The organism is Ruegeria sp. G10 (assembly GCF_056533645.1).
The window spans coordinates 290858-311902 of record NZ_JBQFOQ010000001.1; the positions used below are offsets into that span (position 1 = coordinate 290858).

The 21045-nt window shown below is 58.7% G+C and carries 27 protein-coding genes and 1 tRNA gene; 17 read left to right on the top strand and 11 right to left on the bottom strand.

The annotated features are described in order from the left end of the window. The first annotated feature begins 64 nt into the window (after nt 1–64). The 7 genes from ACR0KM_RS01375 to ACR0KM_RS01405 are packed head-to-tail and all read left to right on the top strand — an operon-like array spanning nt 65 to nt 4633. Complete coding sequence (locus ACR0KM_RS01375; RefSeq protein ID WP_480857042.1) at nt 65–283, top strand: hypothetical protein; 219 nt, start codon at nt 65–67, stop codon at nt 281–283. Continuing rightward, entirely contained in the window at nt 280–516 is a 237-nt protein-coding gene (locus ACR0KM_RS01380; RefSeq protein WP_480857040.1) for a hypothetical protein, read from the top strand. Before ACR0KM_RS01375 ends, ACR0KM_RS01380 begins: the two co-directional genes overlap by 4 nt. Beyond that, nucleotides 513–1385, top strand: a complete 873-nt coding sequence (locus ACR0KM_RS01385; RefSeq protein WP_480857038.1) for a DUF7146 domain-containing protein — start codon at nt 513–515, stop codon at nt 1383–1385. The genes ACR0KM_RS01380 and ACR0KM_RS01385 overlap by 4 nt, the downstream gene beginning before the upstream one ends. A 1-nt stretch (nt 1386) precedes the next feature. Continuing rightward, on the top strand, nt 1387–2889 hold the full coding sequence (locus ACR0KM_RS01390) for a YfjI family protein (protein WP_480857036.1): 1503 nt from the start codon (nt 1387–1389) through the stop codon (nt 2887–2889). A gap of 1 nt (nt 2890) precedes the next feature. Further along, nucleotides 2891–3364: a hypothetical protein gene (locus ACR0KM_RS01395; protein ID WP_480857035.1), complete on the top strand. Its 474-nt coding sequence runs from the start codon at nt 2891–2893 to the stop codon at nt 3362–3364. Further along, nucleotides 3354–3767 (top strand): hypothetical protein, encoded by a 414-nt coding sequence (locus tag ACR0KM_RS01400; RefSeq protein ID WP_480857033.1) that lies wholly within the window; start codon nt 3354–3356, stop codon nt 3765–3767. Before ACR0KM_RS01395 ends, ACR0KM_RS01400 begins: the two co-directional genes overlap by 11 nt. Further along, on the top strand, nt 3764–4633 hold the full coding sequence (locus ACR0KM_RS01405; RefSeq protein WP_480857031.1) for a hypothetical protein: 870 nt from the start codon (nt 3764–3766) through the stop codon (nt 4631–4633). The genes ACR0KM_RS01400 and ACR0KM_RS01405 overlap by 4 nt, the downstream gene beginning before the upstream one ends. Nucleotides 4634–4785: 152 nt before the next feature. On the opposite strand, the gene ACR0KM_RS01410 is transcribed toward ACR0KM_RS01405, so the two are convergent. The 3 genes from ACR0KM_RS01410 to ACR0KM_RS01420 all read right to left on the bottom strand — a co-directional run bounded on the left by ACR0KM_RS01410 (nt 4786) and on the right by ACR0KM_RS01420 (nt 6945). Then, complete coding sequence (locus ACR0KM_RS01410; protein ID WP_480857029.1) at nt 4786–5265, bottom strand: hypothetical protein; 480 nt, start codon at nt 5263–5265, stop codon at nt 4786–4788. 664 nt (nt 5266–5929) lie between these two features. Then, nucleotides 5930–6196: a hypothetical protein gene (locus ACR0KM_RS01415; protein WP_480857028.1), complete on the bottom strand. Its 267-nt coding sequence runs from the start codon at nt 6194–6196 to the stop codon at nt 5930–5932. Nucleotides 6197–6297: 101 nt separating this feature from the next. Continuing rightward, on the bottom strand, nt 6298–6945 hold the full coding sequence (locus ACR0KM_RS01420) for a hypothetical protein (protein ID WP_480857026.1): 648 nt from the start codon (nt 6943–6945) through the stop codon (nt 6298–6300). 518 nt (nt 6946–7463) lie between these two features. On the opposite strand from ACR0KM_RS01420, the gene ACR0KM_RS01425 reads away from it, so the two are divergent. Next, nucleotides 7464–7748 (top strand): hypothetical protein, encoded by a 285-nt coding sequence (locus ACR0KM_RS01425; protein WP_480865369.1) that lies wholly within the window; start codon nt 7464–7466, stop codon nt 7746–7748. 198 nt (nt 7749–7946) lie between these two features. Here the strand turns inward: ACR0KM_RS01425 and ACR0KM_RS01430 are convergent. Beyond that, a tRNA-Thr gene (locus tag ACR0KM_RS01430) sits at nt 7947–8022 on the bottom strand. A gap of 178 nt (nt 8023–8200) precedes the next feature. On the opposite strand from ACR0KM_RS01430, the gene ACR0KM_RS01435 reads away from it, so the two are divergent. Continuing rightward, nucleotides 8201–9076: a hypothetical protein gene (locus tag ACR0KM_RS01435; RefSeq protein ID WP_480857024.1), complete on the top strand. Its 876-nt coding sequence runs from the start codon at nt 8201–8203 to the stop codon at nt 9074–9076. Nucleotides 9077–9085: 9 nt separating this feature from the next. On the opposite strand, the gene ACR0KM_RS01440 is transcribed toward ACR0KM_RS01435, so the two are convergent. Continuing rightward, nucleotides 9086–9352, bottom strand: a complete 267-nt coding sequence (locus ACR0KM_RS01440) for a DUF2312 domain-containing protein (protein WP_480819474.1) — start codon at nt 9350–9352, stop codon at nt 9086–9088. Between the two features lie 167 nt (nt 9353–9519). Here ACR0KM_RS01440 and ACR0KM_RS01445 point away from each other — a divergent pair, with 167 nt between their 5' ends. Continuing rightward, entirely contained in the window at nt 9520–9738 is a 219-nt protein-coding gene (locus ACR0KM_RS01445; RefSeq protein ID WP_480819473.1) for a hypothetical protein, read from the top strand. Between the two features lie 8 nt (nt 9739–9746). On the opposite strand, the gene ACR0KM_RS01450 is transcribed toward ACR0KM_RS01445, so the two are convergent. Next, nucleotides 9747–9962, bottom strand: a complete 216-nt coding sequence (locus ACR0KM_RS01450; protein ID WP_480819472.1) for a hypothetical protein — start codon at nt 9960–9962, stop codon at nt 9747–9749. A 242-nt stretch (nt 9963–10204) separates the two neighbouring features. Here ACR0KM_RS01450 and ACR0KM_RS01455 point away from each other — a divergent pair, with 242 nt between their 5' ends. Genes ACR0KM_RS01455 through ACR0KM_RS01470 form a run of 4 tightly spaced genes read left to right on the top strand, consistent with a single transcriptional unit; the run spans nt 10205 to nt 12391 of the window. Further along, a complete protein-coding gene (locus ACR0KM_RS01455) occupies nt 10205–11068 on the top strand; it encodes an MBL fold metallo-hydrolase (protein ID WP_480857022.1) in 864 nt (287 codons plus the stop codon). A gap of 25 nt (nt 11069–11093) precedes the next feature. After that, nucleotides 11094–11522 carry a YeeE/YedE family protein gene (locus ACR0KM_RS01460; protein ID WP_480857020.1) on the top strand — a complete coding sequence of 143 codons (429 nt, stop codon included), beginning with the start codon at nt 11094–11096 and terminating at the stop codon, nt 11520–11522. Further along, entirely contained in the window at nt 11522–11953 is a 432-nt protein-coding gene (locus tag ACR0KM_RS01465) for a DUF6691 family protein (protein WP_480857019.1), read from the top strand. The genes ACR0KM_RS01460 and ACR0KM_RS01465 overlap by 1 nt, the downstream gene beginning before the upstream one ends. A gap of 9 nt (nt 11954–11962) precedes the next feature. Continuing rightward, nucleotides 11963–12391, top strand: coding sequence for a protein tyrosine phosphatase family protein (locus tag ACR0KM_RS01470; RefSeq protein WP_480857017.1), 429 nt, complete (start codon nt 11963–11965; stop codon nt 12389–12391). 5 nt (nt 12392–12396) lie between these two features. Here the strand turns inward: ACR0KM_RS01470 and ACR0KM_RS01475 are convergent, their stop codons facing one another. The 5 genes from ACR0KM_RS01475 to ACR0KM_RS01495 all read right to left on the bottom strand — a co-directional run bounded on the left by ACR0KM_RS01475 (nt 12397) and on the right by ACR0KM_RS01495 (nt 18297). After that, nucleotides 12397–13479 carry a FliM/FliN family flagellar motor C-terminal domain-containing protein gene (locus tag ACR0KM_RS01475; RefSeq protein WP_480857015.1) on the bottom strand — a complete coding sequence of 361 codons (1083 nt, stop codon included), beginning with the start codon at nt 13477–13479 and terminating at the stop codon, nt 12397–12399. Nucleotides 13480–13556: 77 nt separating this feature from the next. After that, nucleotides 13557–16238 carry an ATP-binding protein gene (locus ACR0KM_RS01480; protein ID WP_480857014.1) on the bottom strand — a complete coding sequence of 894 codons (2682 nt, stop codon included), beginning with the start codon at nt 16236–16238 and terminating at the stop codon, nt 13557–13559. Continuing rightward, nucleotides 16226–16546: a hypothetical protein gene (locus ACR0KM_RS01485; RefSeq protein ID WP_480857012.1), complete on the bottom strand. Its 321-nt coding sequence runs from the start codon at nt 16544–16546 to the stop codon at nt 16226–16228. The genes ACR0KM_RS01480 and ACR0KM_RS01485 overlap by 13 nt, the downstream gene beginning before the upstream one ends. Further along, the gene (locus ACR0KM_RS01490; RefSeq protein WP_480819464.1) at nt 16543–16923 is read right to left on the bottom strand and encodes a response regulator transcription factor; all 381 of its coding nucleotides are present in this window, start codon (nt 16921–16923) and stop codon (nt 16543–16545) included. Before ACR0KM_RS01490 ends, ACR0KM_RS01485 begins: the two co-directional genes overlap by 4 nt. Nucleotides 16924–17001: 78 nt before the next feature. Then, nucleotides 17002–18297: a helix-turn-helix domain-containing protein gene (locus ACR0KM_RS01495; protein ID WP_480857010.1), complete on the bottom strand. Its 1296-nt coding sequence runs from the start codon at nt 18295–18297 to the stop codon at nt 17002–17004. Between the two features lie 165 nt (nt 18298–18462). Between ACR0KM_RS01495 and ACR0KM_RS01500 the strand changes: the two genes are divergently transcribed. From ACR0KM_RS01500 to accC, 3 genes are all read left to right on the top strand, one after another. After that, a complete protein-coding gene (locus tag ACR0KM_RS01500; protein WP_480819462.1) occupies nt 18463–18999 on the top strand; it encodes a LuxR C-terminal-related transcriptional regulator in 537 nt (178 codons plus the stop codon). Nucleotides 19000–19147: 148 nt separating this feature from the next. After that, nucleotides 19148–19639, top strand: coding sequence for an acetyl-CoA carboxylase biotin carboxyl carrier protein (gene accB / locus ACR0KM_RS01505; RefSeq protein ID WP_480819461.1), 492 nt, complete (start codon nt 19148–19150; stop codon nt 19637–19639). A 9-nt stretch (nt 19640–19648) separates the two neighbouring features. After that, nucleotides 19649–20998, top strand: coding sequence for an acetyl-CoA carboxylase biotin carboxylase subunit (accC, locus tag ACR0KM_RS01510; protein ID WP_480857008.1), 1350 nt, complete (start codon nt 19649–19651; stop codon nt 20996–20998). Nucleotides 20999–21045: the final 47 nt, after the last annotated feature.

Sequence of the window (21045 nt, forward strand, 5' to 3'; positions counted from 1 at the left end):
TTAGGGACGATCAACAGCCCAATCTTAGCCGCATTGCGCCTGCCCTGCAAATGCAGAGGCAAATATGAGCAGCACAAATTGGCACAGACTCACCAAGACGGTGATGGGCAGCGCGGGTGATTATCCGTCTGTCCAATTGCAATTCCTAATGCAGCGACTGGAAGCCCATCCAGAGGTCGCACCGGCCATAGAGGGCGCGATCCAAGACATGGGCAACTGGATGCACGAGCACGGGGCAGCCTTTGATGGCAACCACCCGCTGCGCCAAGGGGGTGCGACATGAGTGCCCGAAAAGCACGGCGCGCATGGATAGCCGCACTTCGCAGGCACACCCGTAGGGGCAAGCTACTTAAGATTGAGGTTCAGCACGATTCCGGCTGCATGATCTATTCCCGCGAACGGATTTGCACCTGCGATCCGCGCCGCGTCATTCTGGATAAGAACGGTAAGGTTGTGGAGGCGATCCATGGTGCAGGCCATTACGATCCGTTGGAGCTGGTGGGGGTCATGCCATGAACTCTCAAACCAGTGCAGAAGCCCTCACGTTCAACCTTGGCGGCGTCTGGCGCGCTGGGCGCGGTTCTGCGCCATGCCCGGTTTGCCAGCCTGAGCGCCGCCGTGATCAACAGGCCCTTTCAATCACGGAATCCGGTGGCAAGCTGCTGCTGTATTGCTTCAAGGGCCGGTGCAACTTTGCGGACATTGCCAGTGCCGCAGATATCCCGACTGGCCGGACGCACGTTGACCCTGAAGCACAAAGGCAGGCCGACGAAAAGCGCGCTGAATACGAAGCCAACAAACTCAGGCAGGCGCGCGGCCTTTGGGAAGCATCTCGCCCAATCGAAGGCACCAAGGCAGAGGTTTATCTGAGGGGTCGAGGTATTACCTGCCCCCTGCCGTCGTCCCTGCGCTTTGCCCCGGATCTGTTCCACGGCCCGTCAACATCGTGGTGCATGGCGATGGTGGCCAACGTCTCGACCGGCGGGGTTCACCGGACGTTTTTCGACAAGAAAGGCAATCGCCTTCAGAAGAACACGAAGATGATGCTCGGGCCGTGTTCCGGCGGTGCCGTGGCGCTGTCAGATACAAAAGGGCCGCTTGTGGTATGCGAGGGCATCGAGACCGGCCTATCGCTGCTGTCTGGCTTGCTAAGCGGGCCTGCGACTGTCTGGGCAGCCCTTTCAACACCCGGAATGAAGGCCCTGAACCTACCCCTGACACACGGCAAGCTGGTCATCGCAACGGATGGCGACACAGCGGGCGCAGAAGCGGGCAATGCGCTGGCGTCTCGGGCCTCTGCCCTTGGCTGGGACGTGTCCCTTCTGCCTGCCCCTCAAGGCCGCGACTGGAACGATGTTTTGTGCGCCGGGCAGAAGGAGGCGTAACATGACCGATCCCTTGAACCCCAACATCGTGGCCTTCGATCCGATAACTCAGTGGCCGGACCCCGACATGAACATCGGCCAGCCGATCAGGCCAGCAGCCCCCGTGATGGCAGAGCAGGACTTTGACCATGTGTACGGGTCGTGGGCAGACTGGATCAGAGACGCAGCAAAGGTGAAGAACGTCCCTGTTGATTACGTAGCGCTGACCCTCCTGAGCGCCGCCAGCGCAGCAATTGGCAACTCACGTTGGGCCGTGCCTTGGGATGGCTGGAAAGAACCGCCAGTTCTTTGGTCCATGCTGGTCGGCGATCCCTCAGCGGGCAAAAGCCCGGCTCTGGATAGTGTCCTTGATCCGATAAAGGAGTTCGAGCGCACTCTGTCTGAGGAGTACCGCCAAGCGCGCGACAAGTGGGAGGCCGAAAACGAGCTTGCTTCCTTCGCTCTAACGCAATGGAAGAAGAATGCTGCTGCCGCTGTAGCGGATGGCGATCAGCCACCCGCAAAGCCTGACGAGGCTGACGCGGGACCGCCGCCTGTGCGTGAGCGCATCGGCATCACTGATATCACCACTGAAAAGGTGGCTGACCTGCTGGCATCGACATGGCGAGGGCTGTTGTTAGCGAGGGACGAGCTTTCCGGTTGGTTGTCGAGTATGGACCGCTACAACGGCGGCGGTGACCGTCCTTTCTGGTTAGAAGCCTATGGCGGGCGCAGCTACACCATCGACCGCAAGAACAGCCCGGAACCGATCATTGTTGATCATCTGAGCGTTTCGATCATTGGCGGGACGCAGCCTGACAAGTTATCTGAGTTGCTCATCAAGACAAGCGATGACGGCTTGTTGGCCCGGTTCATGGTCGTGTTCCCCGATCCAGTTCCAATTGCGCGGCCTACAACGCCACTAGATGAAGCCAGAATGTTCAACACCATAGCGCGTCTACGGTCACTACGCCCCGCGCAGGACGAAGAAGCCAATGACCGCCCCTTCTTTGTTCATTTCAGTGAACCGGCGGCGGGCGTCTTGCAGGAGTTCCGTAAGCAGGTCAGGAAATGGGAGGCGGAAGCCAGCGGACTATTCAAGAGCCATATCGGCAAGATGCCAGGGCTAGTGGTCCGGGTCGCCTGCGTCTTGGCTCATCTCGATTGGGCAGCCAGCACGATTGACGCGCCACCCTCTAGCATCGAGACCCACCACGTAGGCCGCGCCTGCGACCTTGTGGGTGATTATCTCAGACACCACGCATATCGCGCCTACGGGGCAGCGAAACTGGCTCCTGAGGTTCAAGGTGCGAAGATCATTGCTCAGATTATTCAGACCGAGAGACCGCGCCACTTTAAGGTTCGAGACATCCAGAACCGGAGTCGCGCTGGTCTGACATCCGCCAAAGAAGTTAAGGCCGCGCTGCGCGTTCTGTTGGATGCTGACTGGTTACGCGAAGTGCAAACCGAAACCGGTGGGCGTCCATCAGTCGTCTATGCAGTCAATCATAAGCTGGGGGCATAACATGGGACGTTGGTCTGATCTGGCACGCAGGTACGAGGACGATTGGAATCCTCTTACCGACATACAGCAAAAACCAGCAGAAAGGGTAAACCTCCTTAAAAATAAGGTTGCCTTGCCAAAAGCCCCCAGCCAGCAAAAACCAGCAGAAAGGGTGCAAGTGCACTCGGATCCGGACTTTTTGCTGGTTTCTGCTGGTCCATTGCCCGCAGAAAATGGGCCAATAAACAAAGGCTCCGATGGCTTTTTGCTGGTTTCTGCTGGTTGTCGGGATAGTGGATTGAAGCCAGATCATGCGGGCGAGGCTGCCCCAGATACGCCACAAGGCACTACATCCAGTGGCAGACCCCGCACATGGACCGGCAAGGTGGTCAGTTTGGACGAGTGGCGGCGATTATCTGAGTGGGACCGACACGGCCCGAACGGCAGGGTGTGGAACGGCCTAACCCGAAAATGGGAAACCAACCATGCCAACTGACGCGCATTACGAACTGGTATTCTGCCCGGCATGGCGCGCTCTATGGGAACCGTCCAGAATCCTCTATCCGTGGCTCAAATTCGAATGGTACTGGCCTGAAAACAACAATGGCGAAATGAGCATGTCCGCGCGGATCGCAGCGGCCCGCATGAAATGCGATCACGAGATTGCCGAATATGCGATTTACGATCTTCAGGCCAAAGGCTTTCTGGTGGTCACCGGGCGCGCAAAGGGCCGCGCCGCGGACACGGGTTCCCTGTTCACCTATGAGCTGACCGAGATACCCCTGCCTGCGGCAGAGATCGGGCGCAGGCTCTATCTGGATTGGGCCGAAGGCAACGACTTCCCGATGTACCGCGTTGTCCCCCTTAAACCATCAAAGCAAGTGGAGGCACAGGCATGACCCGCCCCAGAGGATTTGCCCCTTGGCGCCCACAGGGCCGCACGCATGAACTGCTGGATCAGATAGGTGAAGTGCTGGACGAATACGCCGATTATCTGCCCCTGACGATCCGGCAGGTGTTTTACCGCCTTGTCGGACAATACGGCTTCGACAAGACCGAACAGAGCTACGCCCGGTTGTGTGAGACGTTCAATCGCGGCCGCCGTGCTGGTCTCATTCCATTCTCTGCAATCCGCGACGATGGCGTGACCCGGATCAGCCCGACCGCATGGAGCGGCGTGGAAGGCTTCAAGGCCGCGGTTGCAAACACGGCAGACAGTTACCGGCTTGACCGCCAGAAGGGGCAGGAGCGCCGTCTGTGGGTCATGTGCGAGGCCGGGGGCATGGTGCCCATGCTGGCGGCTGTAGCGCGTCCCTATGGCGTGCCTGTCTTGTCATCGGGTGGCTTCGACAGCCTGACCGCAAAGCACGACTTGGCGTATGAAATGAGCGACCACACGGCAATCCCAGAGGTGCTGCACCTGGGCGACTACGACCCAAGCGGCGTACACTTGTTCTCAGCCCTTGCTGAGGACGTGACAGCGATGGTCAGGCGGATCGGCCCGTTCGAACCTGTGTTTACCCGTCTTGCCGTAACACCGGCCCAGATCGAAGCCATGGGCCTGCCAAGCGCGCCACCCAAGAAGACCGACCGCCGGTCCTTCGATGGCACGCGCACGGTCCAGTGTGAAGCAATCCCCCCCGACCAACTGGCCCAGATCCTCAAAGCCTGCATCGAGGAACGGCGCAGCAAGTACGTTGAAACCGAGGTTCTTGAGCAAGAGACGCAGGACAAGGCACAAATCGGCAAATGGCTGTCGATGTAGTTCGAACCTCTAGTTTTGCCTAGTTGTCTGATCTGGTCCCAATGCTCCGGATTATTTTACCGGGGGGACCGTCGGGTGGGGAGCCATTTTTTTACACACACAAGTCGGGCTGCCTTCTTTCCATCAACCCAACAATCTATGCGTCTGGCTTGTCAGCGAGGCACTCGGTCGCCGCTCTTATAACTTGGGGGCAATGAAACTTCGGGAGGAACACAAAATTCCACAAGTGCAAACTTGCCTTTGCCAACCCAAATACTGGCGCCATTATCTACTCGCCTGAAACCTGTTTCGGCACAATAGGCTTCAGCAGACATAATGATGCCCTTGATATCGCTTTTGGCGTCAAAGCTAGTGTCCACAAAATCACGGAGACCATTCTGAGGGGATACCGAGATTACGTAGGTATTTGAGTCAACAATCGTCGTAGCGGGAACATAGTGATATAGAAGCCTCGTTCCGTCCTCTTCGAAATGATGAACGTCACCTTTTACGATAGTTATCTCGTGTTGGAACGTAAATTGCTCGTTTGGCCTATCTTGGAACGGTGATACCAATTTGGGTTGCTCGACAGAAGTTTGGCTGCCGGAGCATCCACTTAAGGCAATCAGGACTAGCGCAACGGTTTTCCGCAAGACATTCACTCCTAGCTGGCTCGTTCGTTTTGCTACAAGGATGTCGTACCGGCGTCCAGCCGGGACTATCCGACTTTCAACACAGCGAAAAACGTAGCCGCATTTTGTGCGATTGTGCGGTATCACTGACCGCCCCGTATTTTTGGCTAAAAAGGGCCTACTTCTCTACGAAACCACAACTTATCAGCCTGATCCGGGCTCATTCTTGCGCTATTTGGCCCACATAAATTGGCTTTTTCGGCAATATCGCGCGACGATGGACCAAGGAATCGACCTTATTTTCCTTGGAATTTTCCTTAGTTTGGGTCCCTTTTGCCTCCTCTAATTCTTCGGAGAGAGAGGGGATAACCCCACCCCGCGTCGTATCCCCCTCCATAAGTCGGGGCATTGGGACCAAATATTACATTGCATTATCAGTCGGTTGACTTGCTTTGATGCTACGGCGCACGGGTGTGTCCCCAGCCGAGTGTTTTGACCATACCGAGCGCTAATAGGTCGGGAGAGATATACAAAACCCCACCCCGCGTCGTGTTGCGGCCATGGTATCGGCAGTTATTGCCGATTTTAGTCCAGTCAGTGCGCGCGCCATGCGGTGTTTTGGGAAGTCTGTGGAAGTCTCTCTGCCGGCTGCTGGAAGTCGATTGCCGCCCATATCGGGACGCGACTATCGGACCTTTTGGCCCTTTTCGTCATAAACTAATCCCGCCAGCTCGGCGTGAGTCTGAACAGCGGACGCCCTGCGAAAGAAACGCGACTTTTGGTTTTCGTCCCAAGAATCGAATTCTGAAAGCCATTGCCCAAATGCCTCAAAGTCACTCTTAACCATGTGATCCAGGCTATGCAGTTTTGGTAGAATGTCTTCGATGGTGACAAAGGCTGAGAGCTTTTCCCGGGGTGTGCCTTTGAATAGTTTGTCAAATACGGCTTTCATTCAATTGGTCCATTTGTTTCAGAGTGAGATTACTGCCCGCCTATCAGCGCTACAAGATCACCCGCACTATTGCCCGTCTGCGGACAGTCCACAGGTGCGGATCATTTAGTCGGCCATTCGAATGCAAGGCCAAGGCTTTTCCGGACTTCGCGCACAAACTCGAAGGTCGCATTCGCGGCCCATTCTGCACGTTCTGCGCTAGCGCATCGCATGGGAAAGAAGGGCATAGTTGCTGGCATCAGCGGGCTATCCATACCCCTAAGAGCTTTTTCTAACTTGATAGACGTTTTCGCGTCGTCGTCCCACTCCGGCCTAAAATGTGCGATAGCGTTGCGGAGCTTAATCGCCAAAGTAACTGACTGCGCGGGGTCTTTCGTCTTGTCGATCCCTTCTCGTTGGTGGAACCGTAACAGCAGGTTGTATTTGTCCAGTAAGCGCAGGCGATCAACTGAATAGAAGACATCTCGATCTGCTTCAAGATCTTCAACGGTCTCGTTGTAGCTGGCTTCCAAGCAGGCCACTGAACTAAGTATCGATGCAGTGAAAAGCCAAGTCGCTTGGTCGGCATGTGGCCCATACTCAGACTCGCAGAATTCTTCCTCAACCTTACTTAGTTGATCCGCAAAGTAGCGCGCGCCCGAATGAAGCTGCATAGCGCGGTTGTGCCTCTGCCGAACAATCGCAGGATGGGTCGTTACGATGAAACTTCCCGTGGAAAGCTCTATTTCACCTTCACCATCTTGATCCATTGCCAAAACTCATTCTCATTCAAACACACCGAACCCAGCGGGATAAGCAAGCAAAGTCAACTCTCAGTCCCATCCATGGAAGTCTGCAAACCAGCCCTTGGAAGTCGCTCGCCATGCGGATCGGGACGAAACGCAGCAGGCCCCGAAGGGCCATTGCGCAAATCTGTGCTTTGGGTGTAGCGTGTCAGCGGGCTTGAACACCCGGACCAGTGATAGACCGCATTCCCGGACCAATGGGTTCCTACGTTGGCGCGTAGGGCGGTCGAAGTGCTAGACGGCTGCTTGGCGGCAGCGCGTCCACCGGTATGCTATGCCGGGACGCGGATGCCATACAAGACCCCCTTGCGGGGAAAAACATCCGGCTTGTCTCACTGGCAAGTGTTCAACGTCCCGGTGCCAGCCCGCCGCTGGTAGGGCCTTGAACAGCCAAATCCAGTGAGAAAACCAATGAACACATCCAACAAGACGATTCCGCACGTTACCTCCGGCAACCTATCCATATCGGGAGGGCTGCAGCCATGAGCAGTGTGAAGCTGACCACAGGCGACGTCCTGCACTTGCCTGGAATGCCGTTTCTTGAAGACACAACAGGCGTCATAGGAGCCCCGTCGGACAAGGAATTGGCCGCTCTGGTCCCCCTAATCCCGACAGAGGATCTATTGTTATTCGCTGGCCGCATGGTCAGGGGCGCACGCAAGCGCAGAAGACAACCACGATGGGCCAAGGTCAACGAAGCCCGCCTTCGTATGGCCCGCGCATGTCTCGACCACGCTTTGGCGGAATGGGATGCGATACAAGATTGATGACAGGGGCGGAATGAAAGGGTCTATCCCTTCACATATCGCCTAAACGAAAGCGCTCCGGTTGGGGCGCTTTTGTGATTCTTGGGAATGCTGAGGAATAGCAAGGTATGGCAGGCAGCCAGTGGGGCCTTTAGTGGGGCCAAGACAAAACAACCTCTGCCTAATTATTTGTTCTATAACAGATAATAATTGATTTAGTGGTGCCCCCACACGGACTCGAACCGCGGACCTACTGATTACAAATCAGTTGCTCTACCAGCTGAGCTATAGGGGCACTGGATGCCGATTAATGCGTTGGCCCGGCAACTGCAAGACAGAATTTTTGCCTGATCTTAACACCGGGTTGTTTTTTTGCCAGCATGCCCCTCGGGTGCCCCATGTTAGGCATTTGACCACGCTCGGTGCAAATTGTAACCCGACCCGGTTCGTACCGTATGGAAGGATAGACGACAATGCAGGTGGCCATCCATGCCGGTACGCGCTTTACCGATGAAGGCGACGTGCTCAGGCTACTCAAGGCAAATGCCGCGGTGGTTCACGGCAACGGCGCGGCGTTCTGGGGCTTCCGGGCTTACAAGAACATATTCCGGTCCGCGCTAGGGGTGATCGGCGACAGACCCCCAGAGGCGGAAACTCTGGCCAAGTTTGAAACCATCACACCAGATGATCGAGAGATCAGTCGCGCCATCCTGTATCGCGCCGAATATCTGGGCGAAAACCCTACCACCATCATGGACGGGCAGTTTTATCCGCACGCCGGAAAGCGCATTGCATTGATGGATCAGCTGTTCGCGGACGCTCAGATCGAGCTGTTTGTCGCACTGCGCAATCCCGGCACATATATTCCGAAGGTCCTGATGTCACTTTCCCAGCCCGAGCGGGACAGGATTCTGGCAACAACGGACCTGAGCTGTCTGAGCTGGTTGAGCGTGATCGAAGACCTGCGGGATTTGGCACCAGATGTAAAGATAACGTTGTGGAGCAACGAAGACTCGCCGCTACTGCAAGGTGAAATCGTCCGCGCCTTGGCCAGGCTGCCAGAGGACTTGCGCTTGCGTAACGAATACAAACTGCTGTCGTCGCTTGTATCCGAGACCGGCCGCCAACAGATACAGGACCTCAGACAACAGGACCTGTCGCCCAATGACCCCGCTATAAAAGAGGCGCTTGCCACCATCTTCCGCGACCATGCCCTGGCGCATGAGATCGAGGAAGAGGTTGAGTTGCCCGGCTGGGATCAGGATGTCGTGGCGGCGTTTACCGAGCTTTACGAGCAGGATCTGGCACGATTGCAAACCATGCCAGATATCAGGTTCCTGCGGCCGTAACGGCGCGCGCTACATGCCCAGCGCTTCTTTATACATCTCAAGCACCGCCTCTTCTTCGGCAATGTCATCCTTGTCACGCTTGCGCAAAGCGACAACCTTACGCATCACTTTCGTGTCGTAGCCACGCGCCTTGGCTTCAGCCATGACCTCTTTTTGCTGATCAGCGATATCTTTCTTTTCCGCCTCAAGACGCTCGAACCGCTCAATGAACTGGCGCAACTCGCCTGCGGTTACGCGATAATTGGCGGCGGCCTGATCTTCGGTGATGTCATCCATCTGCGTCTCTCCCAAGGGCTGAAAAACAAGATGCCCGGAAGGCGGGCAGGACGCCGGATACATTGCCGCCCGCCCAACCGCAAGCGCGCATTCGGGATGGCAGGCTTGTCTGGCACGCCGCGATCCGCTAAGCGCGATCTCAGTTTTAAGGGATGAGTGTGGAAACCATGTTCGACATGATCGTCTGGGGCGGGGCCGCCCTGTCTCTGGCCGGGCTGGTCGGGCTTGTCTGGTGCATCTTACGCGTAATGAAGGCGCGCCGATCTGGTCTGAGTGATGATGAACTGCGCGCCGCGGTTCAAGCGGTACTTCCCTGGAACCTCGCCTCTCTTTTCTTGTCTGTCATTGGACTGATGTTGGTCATCCTCGGGATCTCGTTTGGATGACCAACCGATCAGACGGGCATGTTGTCAAAGCGCGCTTCAAGTGCATCCTCGGCAAGAGCCGCATCCAGCCGCCGCAACCGTGACGGAATCTGAACGCCCCGCGCACGCATCTTGTCGATCACCTTGCTGACACTGGGTTGCAATTCCAACCGGGTATCGAGACATGCGCCACAAAGCCTTTGTTCAAGGCGTTCCGCTTCGGTGTAAAGGTCCTGAGCAGTCATTTTGCATCCTCCCAATTGGTGTCACTTTGCCTGATATAGGTAACAGAAATAAGATCAGCATGAGACTTGATCAACGTATCGCAAATTCTTGCCGAGACACCGCAAAAACCGGCGATACGCTGCGGGTCGCCTAAAGGATATACAAATTACACGCGTCTTGCCTTGACAGACATCAACTCGTGATTTGGCACTTGCGTCACATTCCGCTATCAATATGTGAATCTGCCCAGACGGAGGACCACATGACCCCTATCGTGAACGCCTTTTTCGATCCACAGACCTTCACTGTGTCATATGTTGTGCGCGAACCCGAAGGTCAGGCCTGTGCCATCATCGACAGCGTACTGGATTTTGATCACGCCTCCGGGCGCACGGACACAGCGTCGGCGGATCAAATCGTCGATCATGTCATGGCCAATGGGCTCAGGGTCGACTGGATTCTGGAAAGCCATGTCCACGCCGATCATTTGTCGGCTGCGCCCTATCTTCAGCAAAAGTTGGGGGGGAAAATCGGAATTGGTGAGAACATCGTGACCGTGCAGGACACGTTCGGAAAAGTCTTCAATGAAGGGACCGAATTTCAGCGTGACGGTAGCCAATTCGATGCACTGTTCGCCGAAGGCTCCAGCTTTCACATCGGTCAGATGCGCGGCGATGTTTTGCATACGCCCGGCCACACACCTGCCTGCATGACATATGTGATCGGCGATGCAGCCTTCGTGGGTGATACGCTGTTCATGCCCGATTTCGGCACCGCGCGATGCGACTTTCCCGGCGGTTCGTCCGCGGATCTGTACGCCTCGATCCAGAAGATCCTCTCGCTACCCGATGAGACGCGCATCTTTGTCGGCCATGACTACAAGGCGCCCGGCCGGGATGAGTATGCCTGGGAAACGACGGTCGGCGAGCAAAAGGCGTTGAACATCCACATCGGACAGGGCCGCAGCATCGAAGAATTCGTCGAAATGCGCGACGCGCGCGATGCAACGCTATCGATGCCACGTCTGATCCTGCCCTCGCTGCAGGTCAACATGCGCGCCGGGCAGATGCCGCCCGCAGATGACAATGGCGATGTGTTCATGAAACTCCCGGTCAACAAATTATGACTGCCGGATAAGAGAGGAACCGGAAATGCATATCGACTGGCTCTGGGGCTTGGCCGGAGGACTTTTGATTGGATCGGGCGCAGCCGTGTATCTGCTGTGCAATGGGCGCATCATGGGCGCAAGCGGTATCCTTGCTGGCGTGCTGGTACGCAGTGACCGCAGCGCGATGACGGAACGGCTGGCCTTTCTGGTCGGCTTGATCGGGATGCCGTTTTTGCTGCGCCCATTGATCGCTCCGCAGGCGCAAACCCATCTGACCGGCGATCTGGCGCTGGTCATCATGGCAGGGCTGTTGGTTGGCGTGGGAACCCGCGTCGCCAATGGCTGCACTTCCGGGCATGGCGTTTGCGGCATTTCCCGCTTCTCGCTGCGGGGTATCGTGGCCACTGTGTTCTACATCCTGGCAGGCGGTCTGACCGTCGCGGCGTTTCGCCATGGCCTGGGGGTGATCTGATGCGCAACTTGTTTGCATTTCTGGCCGGTTCCTTGTTCGGGACAGGGCTTTTGATCTCCGGCATGACCGATACGACCAAGGTGCAGGGCTGGCTCGATGTTTTCGGCAACTGGGACGCGACGCTGGCCTTTGTCATGGGCGGTGCCATCCTGCCCATGCTGGTTGCATGGCGCTTGACTCGCCGCGGTGCACCACTGGTCGGTGGCACGTTCCCCGCTCCGCCCCGGGTCGAGCTTGACCGGCGGTTGATCGTCGGCTCCGTGTTGTTCGGCGTGGGTTGGGGACTGGTAGGTTTGTGCCCCGGTCCGGCCATGGCATCGCTGAGTTATGGCGGCACTGGCGGAATTGTGTTCCTGATCGCTATGATCGCAGGCATGTTTGCCGCCCCAATGGTGGGGGCGCAACTGGACAGGATGGAAAACCCGGCCTAAGCAATTGTCATGGAGATTCGACCGATTACCCCCCGCTACGCTGTCTCGCCTCAGATCAAGATTGAGGACGTGCCAGCCATCGCCGAGGCAGGTTTTGTCAAGGTGATCTGTAACCGCCCCAATTCCGAAGTGCCCCCGGACCAGCAATCCGATGCCATCGGTCAGGCCGTCCGGGACGCCGGGTTGGAATATGAGGTGCTTGAGCTGACGCACCAGACGATGACCCCCGAAAACGTTGCCCTGCAACGCGATATGGCGGAAAGCTGCAGCGGGCCGGTTCTGGCCTATTGTGCATCCGGCACACGATGCTCTGTCGTTTGGGCGCTGGGTCAATGCGACAGGCTGACGACGGATGATATTCTGGATGCGACCAGCAAGGCGGGATACGCGCTGGAGAACCTCCGTCCGGCACTGGACCAGATGCGCGGACAGAGCTGAAGCGATCAGCCTTGGTCATCCATTTCTGAAAGCCCAGCGAGCTGCGAAATCTCGGAAACAATTTGCACCGCGTCGATCGGCGAGGCATCACTCCCTTCTTTGGTGTCGCCGAGGGGGGTTAGCGCGCCCAGATTGTCACCGGTGTCCTCCGGCGCTTGTGCATGAACAGGACCGGACCGGCTTGCGAGGAACGGCTGCTGCTCTGTTGGGGGCAAGGTTGTCATGCCCCGATCTTCGTTGATCCGAACTGCACGCATTCCACCGCATTGACCCAGTCGACCAACAGCCATCCGGCCCCGGTCAATGGTCACGATTTCAACCTTATCCAGTTTCGCCCGGCTCAGCGGCAGTTGATCCCCGACAGACAACCCCGACAAGCTGGTCAGCGGCAGCGACACGCGACTGAGCACTGCACATAATTCGGCCCGCATTACCCCCGAGGCTTGCTCCAAGTTGCGGCCAATAGGGGTCTCTGACGCGCTCTGCTTCTGATCACCGGCCGCAGGGTTGGGCAGTAGGATGCACATCTCTCCCTGACGTGTTCCGCCAGCCAGTTCCACCGTCAGATCAATGGCCTGATAGCTCTCATCCGCCATCGCCAATAGCAGGGCACGCACGGTCTCGGGACGCGAGGCGTATTCATATCCCGAAAGACTGGCAAGATCTTCGGGCGCATCAACAAGCCTGCAGGCACGCGCCATCATGTCTTCCAGCAATGGCGCGACCATGGCCGCGTCGGTGTCCGTGAATGCGCGCTCGGCCGGGGTGTCAGGTGTCACCATGCCGATGGTCTGCTGCTGCACAATGGCCCCGACACATCCGGCGTTCAGACACACTGCCGCAGCCCCCGATTGCCCGGACGCAAACAGCAGCAGCAACCAGTCGTCGGGCAACCTGTCCGCCAATTCGGCCTGTGCGCGGTGGCCCTGCTTCGCCCCGATCACTGACAAAGGTAACCCCAACCCCTCACCCGCGGCACGCGCCAGCCCCAGACGCAAAGCGCGCAGGATTGACCGGCTTGGCTCAACCACCCGATCCTGCCCTGTCGAAAGCTTGCGCGCCAAAGCTGCGTTGGCTTGAACCGTCATCGTCCGATACCGCCGTTAGTCGCTGTTTCGAATCTTGGTTTAACCCGGCGGTCGTTACCAATATCTTTATGCGGATGTTATTGCGCGGCCTGCTGGTAAGCCAACGGCAGGCTGACCCGGAACGCCGCACCACCCTGCCCCGGCAGATAGGCGACCTCACCACCAAGTCGCTGCATGATCTCGCGGCAGATCGCCAGACCCAGACCTGCACCGCCGGCTTTGTCCGACCCGACGCGGGCGAACTTCTCGAAGACCATCGACTGTGCCTCGAACGGGATACCGCTGCCGTTGTCGATGAAATCGATCAGCACCTGTCCGCCCACATCATGGGCAGAGATCGTCAACACCGGCTCAGCCGCGTTGCAGTACTTTTGCGCATTTGAGATCAGGTTGATGAACACCTGCCCCAGCCGGTCCAAATCGGTGTGTAGCGGGATGCGTTCCGACGGGCGCACGCGTTTAACGGTCAGTTTCCTCTCACCGCCCGTCAGGGCACTGGACAGGGCACGATCAAGGATCTGGCTTAGCGTAGCCTCGCCCATGTTCAGACTTACCTGACCACTTTCCAGCACACTCAGATCCAGCAGATCGTCCAACAGGCGCGTCAGACGCAGCGCCTCGTCATGAATGATCGCGGCATAGCGGGTCTGCTCTGCGTCGCTCAGCCCGTCGGTATCGCGCATGATCTCGGAAAACGCCCGGATCGAGGTCATGGGCGTACGCAATTCGTGGCTGACCTGGCTTAGAAACGCGTCTTTCTGCATCGAAACCTGCGTCAACTTGGTGTTCGCCTCGCGCAGTTGCCGCGCCGTCCGGGTCAGTTCGGCGGATTTTGCCTCAAGCTGACCTGAATACTCCAGCAGCTGCGCCGACTCATCGGCCACAGCCAGCAAATCTTCGACCGAAACCGAAGCACCGCCAACGATCTGCCCGATCATGGCATGCGCCGTGGCCGCACCCACCGAGCCGCTCAGCTCGCGCTCCAGCCGTTCCAGGAATTGCGGCGTGGGTTCTGGAAGGCGTCCAGGTCTGCCCTTCTGCCGCTCGGCCTCGGCCTGAAAGAACTCCTGCGCCGGGGCGGTGCCCAGAATGCGTTGGGTCATGATCATCAGATCTTCGCTTTGCGCCACCGAACCGGTCCAGCCGCGCAGCGCAGCAGAGTGATCAAAAACGTTCACGAACTGCGCGCCCTGCAGGCGTTCCAGCGGACTGGGAAAGCTGAGCATCGAGGCGACACAGAAGGCGATCGTATTCAGCGACAGCGACCACATGACCGTGTGCACCATGGGATCAATCCCTTCGATCCCGAACAGGGCTTGTGGGCGCAACCAGCCCCAGCCGAAGGGACCGTTCTCGATGACCGAGATCGGGATGAGGCCCCCGCCCATGCCCGGCAGCAGCAGCGTGTATATCCACAAGACAAATCCGACGGTCAGCCCAACCAACGCTCCTGTCCGCGTCGCCCCGCGCCAGAACAGCCCGCCCACAAGCGCGGGCAGAATCTGCGAAATCCCGGCAAAGGCCACCAATCCGATTGACGCCAGCGCCGCCCCTCCGCCGGAGAGGCGATAGTAGAAATAACCCAGCGCCATGATCGCCGCGATCGAGACCCGCCGCGCGATCAGTACGATGGTTCGCACATCACCCGAGACCGAGCCCGTGCCCTCTTGCGTATTCAGCCAGATGGGCATCACCACATGGTTCGACACCATGGTTGACAGAGCCATCGCGGTCACGATCACCATCGACGTAGCCGAAGAAAACCCGCCAATGAAGGATAACATCGCCAGCCAGTCATTGCCCTGCGACAGCGGCACGGTCAGCACGAACAGGTCGGGGTTCGAGCCTTCCGGCATCAGGTCCAGCCCAACGACGGCAATGGGCACCACAAACAGGCTCATCAGCAGCAGATACAGCGGAAAGGCCCAGGCGGCGGTGCGCAGGTGGCTTTCGTCATCATTCTCGACCACCATCACCTGAAACATTCGCGGCAGGCAGACAAAAGCCGCAGCCGACAGGAAGATGAAAGTGGTCCAGCGCCCGGCATCCACACGCCATTGACCGATCTCCGATGCATCGATCTGGTCCATCATGGGTCCGATCCCGCCGGCAATCCCCCAGACCACGAAGATGCCGACCGCCAGCAGGGCAAACAGCTTGACCACGGATTCCAGCGCGATGGCGGTCACCACCCCGTGGTGGCGTTCGTTGGCGTCCAGATTTCGGGTGCCGAACAGAATAGCAAACATCGCCAGACCGGCAGCCACCCAGAACACGCTGGAGCCCTCACGGTAAAGACCAGTTGGATCCGCCTCGGCAAAGATCGAGAATGACAGTGTAATCGACTGCAATTGCAGAGCGATGTAGGGCGTGCCGCCCAGCACCGCCAGAATGGTGACGCAGACGGCCAGCGTGTTGGACTTACCATAGCGGGATGAGATCAGGTCAGCGATCGACGTCACCCTCTGGCTGCGCCCGATGCGCACCAGCTTGCGCAGACCCCACCACCAACTGACCATGACAAGCGTCGGACCCAGATAGATGGTCACAAATTCCAGCCCCGAACGTGCAGCGCTGCCAACGGCACCATAGAATGTCCACGCGGTGCAGTAGATCGACAGCGACAAGGTGTAGATCAAAGGCGAGCGCAGCCACCTGCCGCCGCCAGCAGCCGCCAGACGGTCCGCTGCAAAAGCCACGCCGAACAGCAGCACGACGTAGCCCAGACAGACCAGAATGAGGACATTCAGCGTTGCCATGGCTCGGCCTCGGGTTCGGCGTTCTCACGCGCCGCCATGCGTCTGGCGGCAAACCCGAAAATCAGGCTGATCAGTATCAGAACACCCCAGCAGGCAAAGATGTAGAACATGGCCGACGACAGCAACACGGCCTCGGACCCGCCCGAGCTATCGGGCCATAGCAAAGGCAAAGCCAGCATCGCAGCACCCAGGAACGGCAACAGCCTTGCCGCATCCGCCAACCGGCGGCGGCGATAGCTTTGACGCTCCAGAAACAGCGACGGACGGGTGGAACCCGCTGATTCCTTGCGCTCGTCCGACGGGCTCATGACCGCGAGGCCTGCGCATGCAGGTCGCGCACCGCGGTCAGAACCTCGGCATTCGAGAACGGTTTTGTCATAAAGCGGCTGACCCCGGCCTGCTCGGCCATCTCGCGGTCGCGGGACTGGCCACGTGCGGTCAGCATAAGAACCGGCAAGCCCTGTGTTTCATGGTGTTCGCGCAGATCACGCAAAATATCCATCCCGCTTTTGCCCGGCAACATCACATCCAGTATGACCAGATCGGGTTGGGCCGCCAAAACGACCTGAACCGCATCTGTGCCCTCAGCATGGGTTTCTACCTGCCACCCCTCGCGCGTCAGCAGAAACCGGATCGCCTCGGTGATATTAGGCTCATCCTCAATCAGCAGAACCTTACGGCTCATATTTGCAATTCCTCCCCATGACCGGTCGCACGCCCGGCCACCTGTCCAGCACAGATTAAGCGCTGTCTCGGGAACCTGTCAAAACCCTTCGCTCAGGATCGAGGGTTCGCGCCGCGCACTGCAGTCACGTTTCGGACAGATCCGGCAACTCGCGCCCGCCTGCGCCGCGTTTGCGGCTGGTTGCGCCGTGTCCTCGACCGGCAAAACCAGCATGACAGATCGATAGACCGGCTCATCCCCGAACGCCTCGGCAGGTTGAGGCCACGCGATCGCAAAACACTCGAACTCAGCCGCCGTCCGACCCAATTGCACCACCCGCTTGCGGATCGGCACCAGAGGACGGTTCAGCGCCGTGAACAATGGCCAGAGCGGGCAAGCCTCGCCATGGCGCGGCAAGCCAAAGCCCGGTGCCGGTTTGTAAAAGAGCACACTGCCCGAGGCATCGCAGATCACCAGCCCCGCCGGGCGCGCCAGCGTCCCTTCGGGCAAAAAGGCCAGCCGCCGCAGCACCGTTGCCAGATCGACCGAAAACGCGTTGGCCAGCGCCAGGGGGTCGATCTCTGCGTTGCTCAGTGCGGCCTGCACCTGTTCCAGCGGCATGGCACGCGCATCCGATGCGCAGAGATCAAGTACATCGGCAGCCACCGTCCTGGCGGCGGATGACTCCAGCGCCTCCAGCGGCACGTCGGCGCTGTGGCCCCCAGCCTCGATCTGGGGGAAATGAAAGCCTTGCTCGGCGAAAAACGCCTCGACCGCGTCCAGCGGCACACCGCGCAAATCCCCCTGCCCCCCGGTGTCATCCAGATAGTTTACCAGCGCCTTCGAGCTTTCCGCCAATCGTTCGGCATCCTGGTGCAGGTTGCTATGGAAACGGTCACGCCACTCAGCCTCGATTTCGCCGGGTTCTGCAAGAATGGCTGCGGTTGAGCGGATCGCCGCGGCGGTTGACAACACTTCATGCATCGACGCCGCCAAATGCGGATCATGTGTCAGCCGGTCCGACAGGGTTTCGACCGTGCGTTCCAGCGAGATCACACGGCGGTGCGTCTGCGCCAGAACTGAGGACCAGCCGGGAAAGCGCCCCGCAAATTCCTCAAGCGCGTCCTGTTCGGCTGTTTGGCCCACCGCATCTGCCGCGGCCTCGCGCAAGGCCGAAATCAGCGTCTCTTCAATACCCTGCGTCAGCAGAGATGGCTCGACCGACAAGGCAGCTGCGATATCGACCAGCAACTTACCCCCGATACGGCGACGATTATGTTCGATCAGGTTCAGATACGAGGCCGAAATCCCCACCTGCCGCGCCAGTTCTGCCTGACGCAGCCCTGAAATCTGCCGCCTTTCGCGTATCCGGCTGCCGGTCAGAGTGTCTCGCATTGCCGCTGAACCTTTCGGAGCGCTGTCCGATTTTGCAGAATTACCCGGTGTTTTTTAACGGTTATCTTTGCGTTTTCAAAGTGTCTTTACAACCTTAACAAATAGCCCTAAGCGAAACCGCTGCCTCCTCTTCTCTTTCCGCGCAATACGCGTCACCATGAAGCCATGAGCGACCCCGCCTTCGAATATGCCCCCATCGGCCTTGTCGAGCTGGAAAACCGGATCATCCGTCGCTGCAACCTGCAATTCGCGCGGACCTTCGGCGGGGATGAGGCCGACTATCGCAACATGCCGCTGCTGCATCTCTACCCATCGGTGGCGGATTGGGAACGGATCGGCGCACGTAGCCTCCAAGTGATGCGCGACACCGGCTATTACACCGATGAGAGGGTCATGCGCCGCCGCAACGGCGATCTGTTCTGGTGCCGCGCACGGGGCCGGTCGCTGACACCAGATGACCCGTTCCGTCATGGAGTCTGGAGCTTTTCAGACATCTCGGAAGAACGTCCTCTGGTTGAACTGACCACCCGCGAACGTGAGGTCGCGATCCTGTCCTGCCGGGGCCTTTCAGCCAAGGAAATCGGTGTCGAACTGGGACTGAGCTATCGCACGATCGAAGCCTACCGCGCGCGGCTGCTTGAGAAATTTGGCGCGCGCAAACTGCCCGAATTGGTGGCCAAACTCTCGGGGATGCCGCTCTGAGTGCGATCGGTGCTGCAAATCCCGCAACCCCCCACATTGTAGGCTCAAACGACGCTTTTCATGCCCGACGCCATGCCTTATAACCCTGCGTAATCAGACCAAGCCCGCACGGAACAGACGGGCCATAGGGGAACCTTCGAGGACACTCATGACAGATACCAAACACGAAGCGGATGTGGCGTTCATCAAGGCACTGGCCGAACTGCTGCGCGAGAATGACCTGACCGAGCTGCAGGTCAAGCGCGAATATGGCGAAGAAGACAGCCTGAATGTCCGCGTGAGCCGGATGTCGCAGACGGTTGCCGCTCCGGTTCAGGTGGCCGTCCCGGCCGCAGCGCCTGCCCCAGCCGCTGCCCCTGCTGCTGCCGCCGAAGCGCCCGCTGCTGTCGATGATCCCGCGAGCCACCCGGGCGCGGTGACCTCGCCCATGGTTGGCACCGTCTACATGCAGCCCGAACCCGGCGCGCCCTCGTTCATCAGCGTTGGTGCATCAGTGTCAGAAGGCGACACCTTGCTGATCGTCGAAGCCATGAAAACCATGAACCACATCCACGCGCCCAAATCGGGCACCATCAAGCGCATTCTCGTCGCGGATGGCGATGCCGTGGAATTCGGTACGCCTTTGGTCATCGTTGAGTAAGGCGGGCCCATGTTCGACAAAATCCTGATTGCCAACCGAGGCGAGATTGCCCTGCGCGTGATCCGTGCAGCCCGCGAGATGGGGATCAAGACGGTTGCCGTGCATTCGACTGCCGACAGCGACGCGATGCATGTGCGCATGGCGGACGAATCGGTCTGCATCGGCCCTCCGCCCAGCCCGCAGAGCTATCTGTCGGTGCCTGCTATCATCTCGGCCTGTGAAATCACCGGCGCGCAGGCGATTCACCCGGGCTATGGCTTCTTGTCTGAAAATGCCGAGTTTGTGCAGATCGTCGAAGACCACGGCATCACCTTCATTGGCCCCACCGCCGAACATATCCGCGTGATGGGTGACAAGATCACCGCCAAAGACACGATGAAAGAACTGGGTGTGCCCTGCGTGCCCGGCTCGGACGGCGGGGTGCCGACACTGGCCGACGCCAAGCGCATCGGCGAAGAGTTCGGCTATCCCGTCATCATCAAGGCCACCGCCGGCGGTGGCGGGCGCGGCATGAAAGTCGCGCAAAGCGCTGATGAGATGGAAAGCGCCTTCATGACCGCGCGGGCCGAGGGCAAAGCTGCCTTTGGCAACGATGAGGTCTATATCGAGAAATACCTGACCACGCCGCGCCACATCGAGATTCAGGTCTTTGGCGACGGCAAGGGCAAGGCGGTTCATCTGGGCGAGCGCGACTGCTCGCTTCAGCGTCGTCACCAGAAGGTCTTTGAAGAGGCCCCCGGCCCCTGCATCACCCCCGAAGAACGCGCCAAGATCGGCAAGATCTGCGCCGATGCGGTCGCCAAGATCAACTATATCGGCGCGGGCACCATCGAGTTCCTGTATGAGAACGGCGAGTTCTATTTCATCGAGATGAACACTCGCCTGCAGGTCGAACACCCCGTCACCGAGGGCATCTTCGGCGTCGATCTGGTGCGCGAACAAATCCGCGTCGCCGCAGGCGAAAAGATGTCCTTTGGCCAGGATGATCTTGAGATCAATGGCCACGCTATCGAGGTTCGGATCAACGCGGAAAAACTGCCCAACTTCTCACCCTGCCCCGGCAAAATCACCGCATATCACGCACCGGGTGGTCTAGGCGTGCGGATGGATTCAGCGCTTTATGACGGATACTCGATCCCGCCTTACTACGACTCGCTGATTGCCAAACTCATCGTGCAGGGCCGCGACCGGACCGAGGCGCTGGCCCGTCTGGAACGAGCGCTGGGCGAGTTGATTGTCGACGGCATCGATACCACCGTGCCGCTGTTCCACGCGCTTCTGCAGGAACCCGATCTGCACAGCGGCGACTATAACATCCACTGGCTGGAGCACTGGCTTGCGGAGAACATGGCCCAATAAACGCATGGGATCGGAGGGCTGCGGCCTTCCGATCCCGGGGCACCCAG

Bases quoted from the DNA above. Each gene is read 5' to 3' on its own strand.
- ACR0KM_RS01385 (WP_480857038.1), top strand. From the start codon at position 513: ATGAACTCTCAAACCAGTGCAGAAGCCCTCACGTTCAACCTTGGCGGC.
- ACR0KM_RS01500 (WP_480819462.1), top strand. From the start codon at position 18,463: ATGAGCGACCCCGCCTTCGAATATGCCCCCATCGGCCTTGTCGAGCTG.
- ACR0KM_RS01485 (WP_480857012.1), bottom strand. From the start codon at position 16,546: ATGAGCCCGTCGGACGAGCGCAAGGAATCAGCGGGTTCCACCCGTCCG.
- ACR0KM_RS01445 (WP_480819473.1), top strand. From the start codon at position 9,520: ATGTTCGACATGATCGTCTGGGGCGGGGCCGCCCTGTCTCTGGCCGGG.
- ACR0KM_RS01400 (WP_480857033.1), top strand. From the start codon at position 3,354: ATGCCAACTGACGCGCATTACGAACTGGTATTCTGCCCGGCATGGCGC.
- accC (WP_480857008.1), top strand. From the start codon at position 19,649: ATGTTCGACAAAATCCTGATTGCCAACCGAGGCGAGATTGCCCTGCGC.
- ACR0KM_RS01380 (WP_480857040.1), top strand. From the start codon at position 280: ATGAGTGCCCGAAAAGCACGGCGCGCATGGATAGCCGCACTTCGCAGG.
- ACR0KM_RS01450 (WP_480819472.1), bottom strand. From the start codon at position 9,962: ATGACTGCTCAGGACCTTTACACCGAAGCGGAACGCCTTGAACAAAGG.
- ACR0KM_RS01375 (WP_480857042.1), top strand. From the start codon at position 65: ATGAGCAGCACAAATTGGCACAGACTCACCAAGACGGTGATGGGCAGC.
- ACR0KM_RS01480 (WP_480857014.1), bottom strand. From the start codon at position 16,238: ATGGCAACGCTGAATGTCCTCATTCTGGTCTGTCTGGGCTACGTCGTG.
- ACR0KM_RS01405 (WP_480857031.1), top strand. From the start codon at position 3,764: ATGACCCGCCCCAGAGGATTTGCCCCTTGGCGCCCACAGGGCCGCACG.
- ACR0KM_RS01470 (WP_480857017.1), top strand. From the start codon at position 11,963: ATGGAGATTCGACCGATTACCCCCCGCTACGCTGTCTCGCCTCAGATC.
- ACR0KM_RS01435 (WP_480857024.1), top strand. From the start codon at position 8,201: ATGCAGGTGGCCATCCATGCCGGTACGCGCTTTACCGATGAAGGCGAC.
- ACR0KM_RS01425 (WP_480865369.1), top strand. From the start codon at position 7,464: ATGAGCAGTGTGAAGCTGACCACAGGCGACGTCCTGCACTTGCCTGGA.
- ACR0KM_RS01490 (WP_480819464.1), bottom strand. From the start codon at position 16,923: ATGAGCCGTAAGGTTCTGCTGATTGAGGATGAGCCTAATATCACCGAG.
- ACR0KM_RS01475 (WP_480857015.1), bottom strand. From the start codon at position 13,479: ATGACGGTTCAAGCCAACGCAGCTTTGGCGCGCAAGCTTTCGACAGGG.
- ACR0KM_RS01395 (WP_480857035.1), top strand. From the start codon at position 2,891: ATGGGACGTTGGTCTGATCTGGCACGCAGGTACGAGGACGATTGGAAT.
- ACR0KM_RS01495 (WP_480857010.1), bottom strand. From the start codon at position 18,297: ATGCGAGACACTCTGACCGGCAGCCGGATACGCGAAAGGCGGCAGATT.
- ACR0KM_RS01420 (WP_480857026.1), bottom strand. From the start codon at position 6,945: ATGGATCAAGATGGTGAAGGTGAAATAGAGCTTTCCACGGGAAGTTTC.
- ACR0KM_RS01455 (WP_480857022.1), top strand. From the start codon at position 10,205: ATGACCCCTATCGTGAACGCCTTTTTCGATCCACAGACCTTCACTGTG.
- ACR0KM_RS01440 (WP_480819474.1), bottom strand. From the start codon at position 9,352: ATGGATGACATCACCGAAGATCAGGCCGCCGCCAATTATCGCGTAACC.
- ACR0KM_RS01465 (WP_480857019.1), top strand. From the start codon at position 11,522: ATGCGCAACTTGTTTGCATTTCTGGCCGGTTCCTTGTTCGGGACAGGG.
- accB (WP_480819461.1), top strand. From the start codon at position 19,148: ATGACAGATACCAAACACGAAGCGGATGTGGCGTTCATCAAGGCACTG.
- ACR0KM_RS01390 (WP_480857036.1), top strand. From the start codon at position 1,387: ATGACCGATCCCTTGAACCCCAACATCGTGGCCTTCGATCCGATAACT.
- ACR0KM_RS01460 (WP_480857020.1), top strand. From the start codon at position 11,094: ATGCATATCGACTGGCTCTGGGGCTTGGCCGGAGGACTTTTGATTGGA.
- ACR0KM_RS01415 (WP_480857028.1), bottom strand. From the start codon at position 6,196: ATGAAAGCCGTATTTGACAAACTATTCAAAGGCACACCCCGGGAAAAG.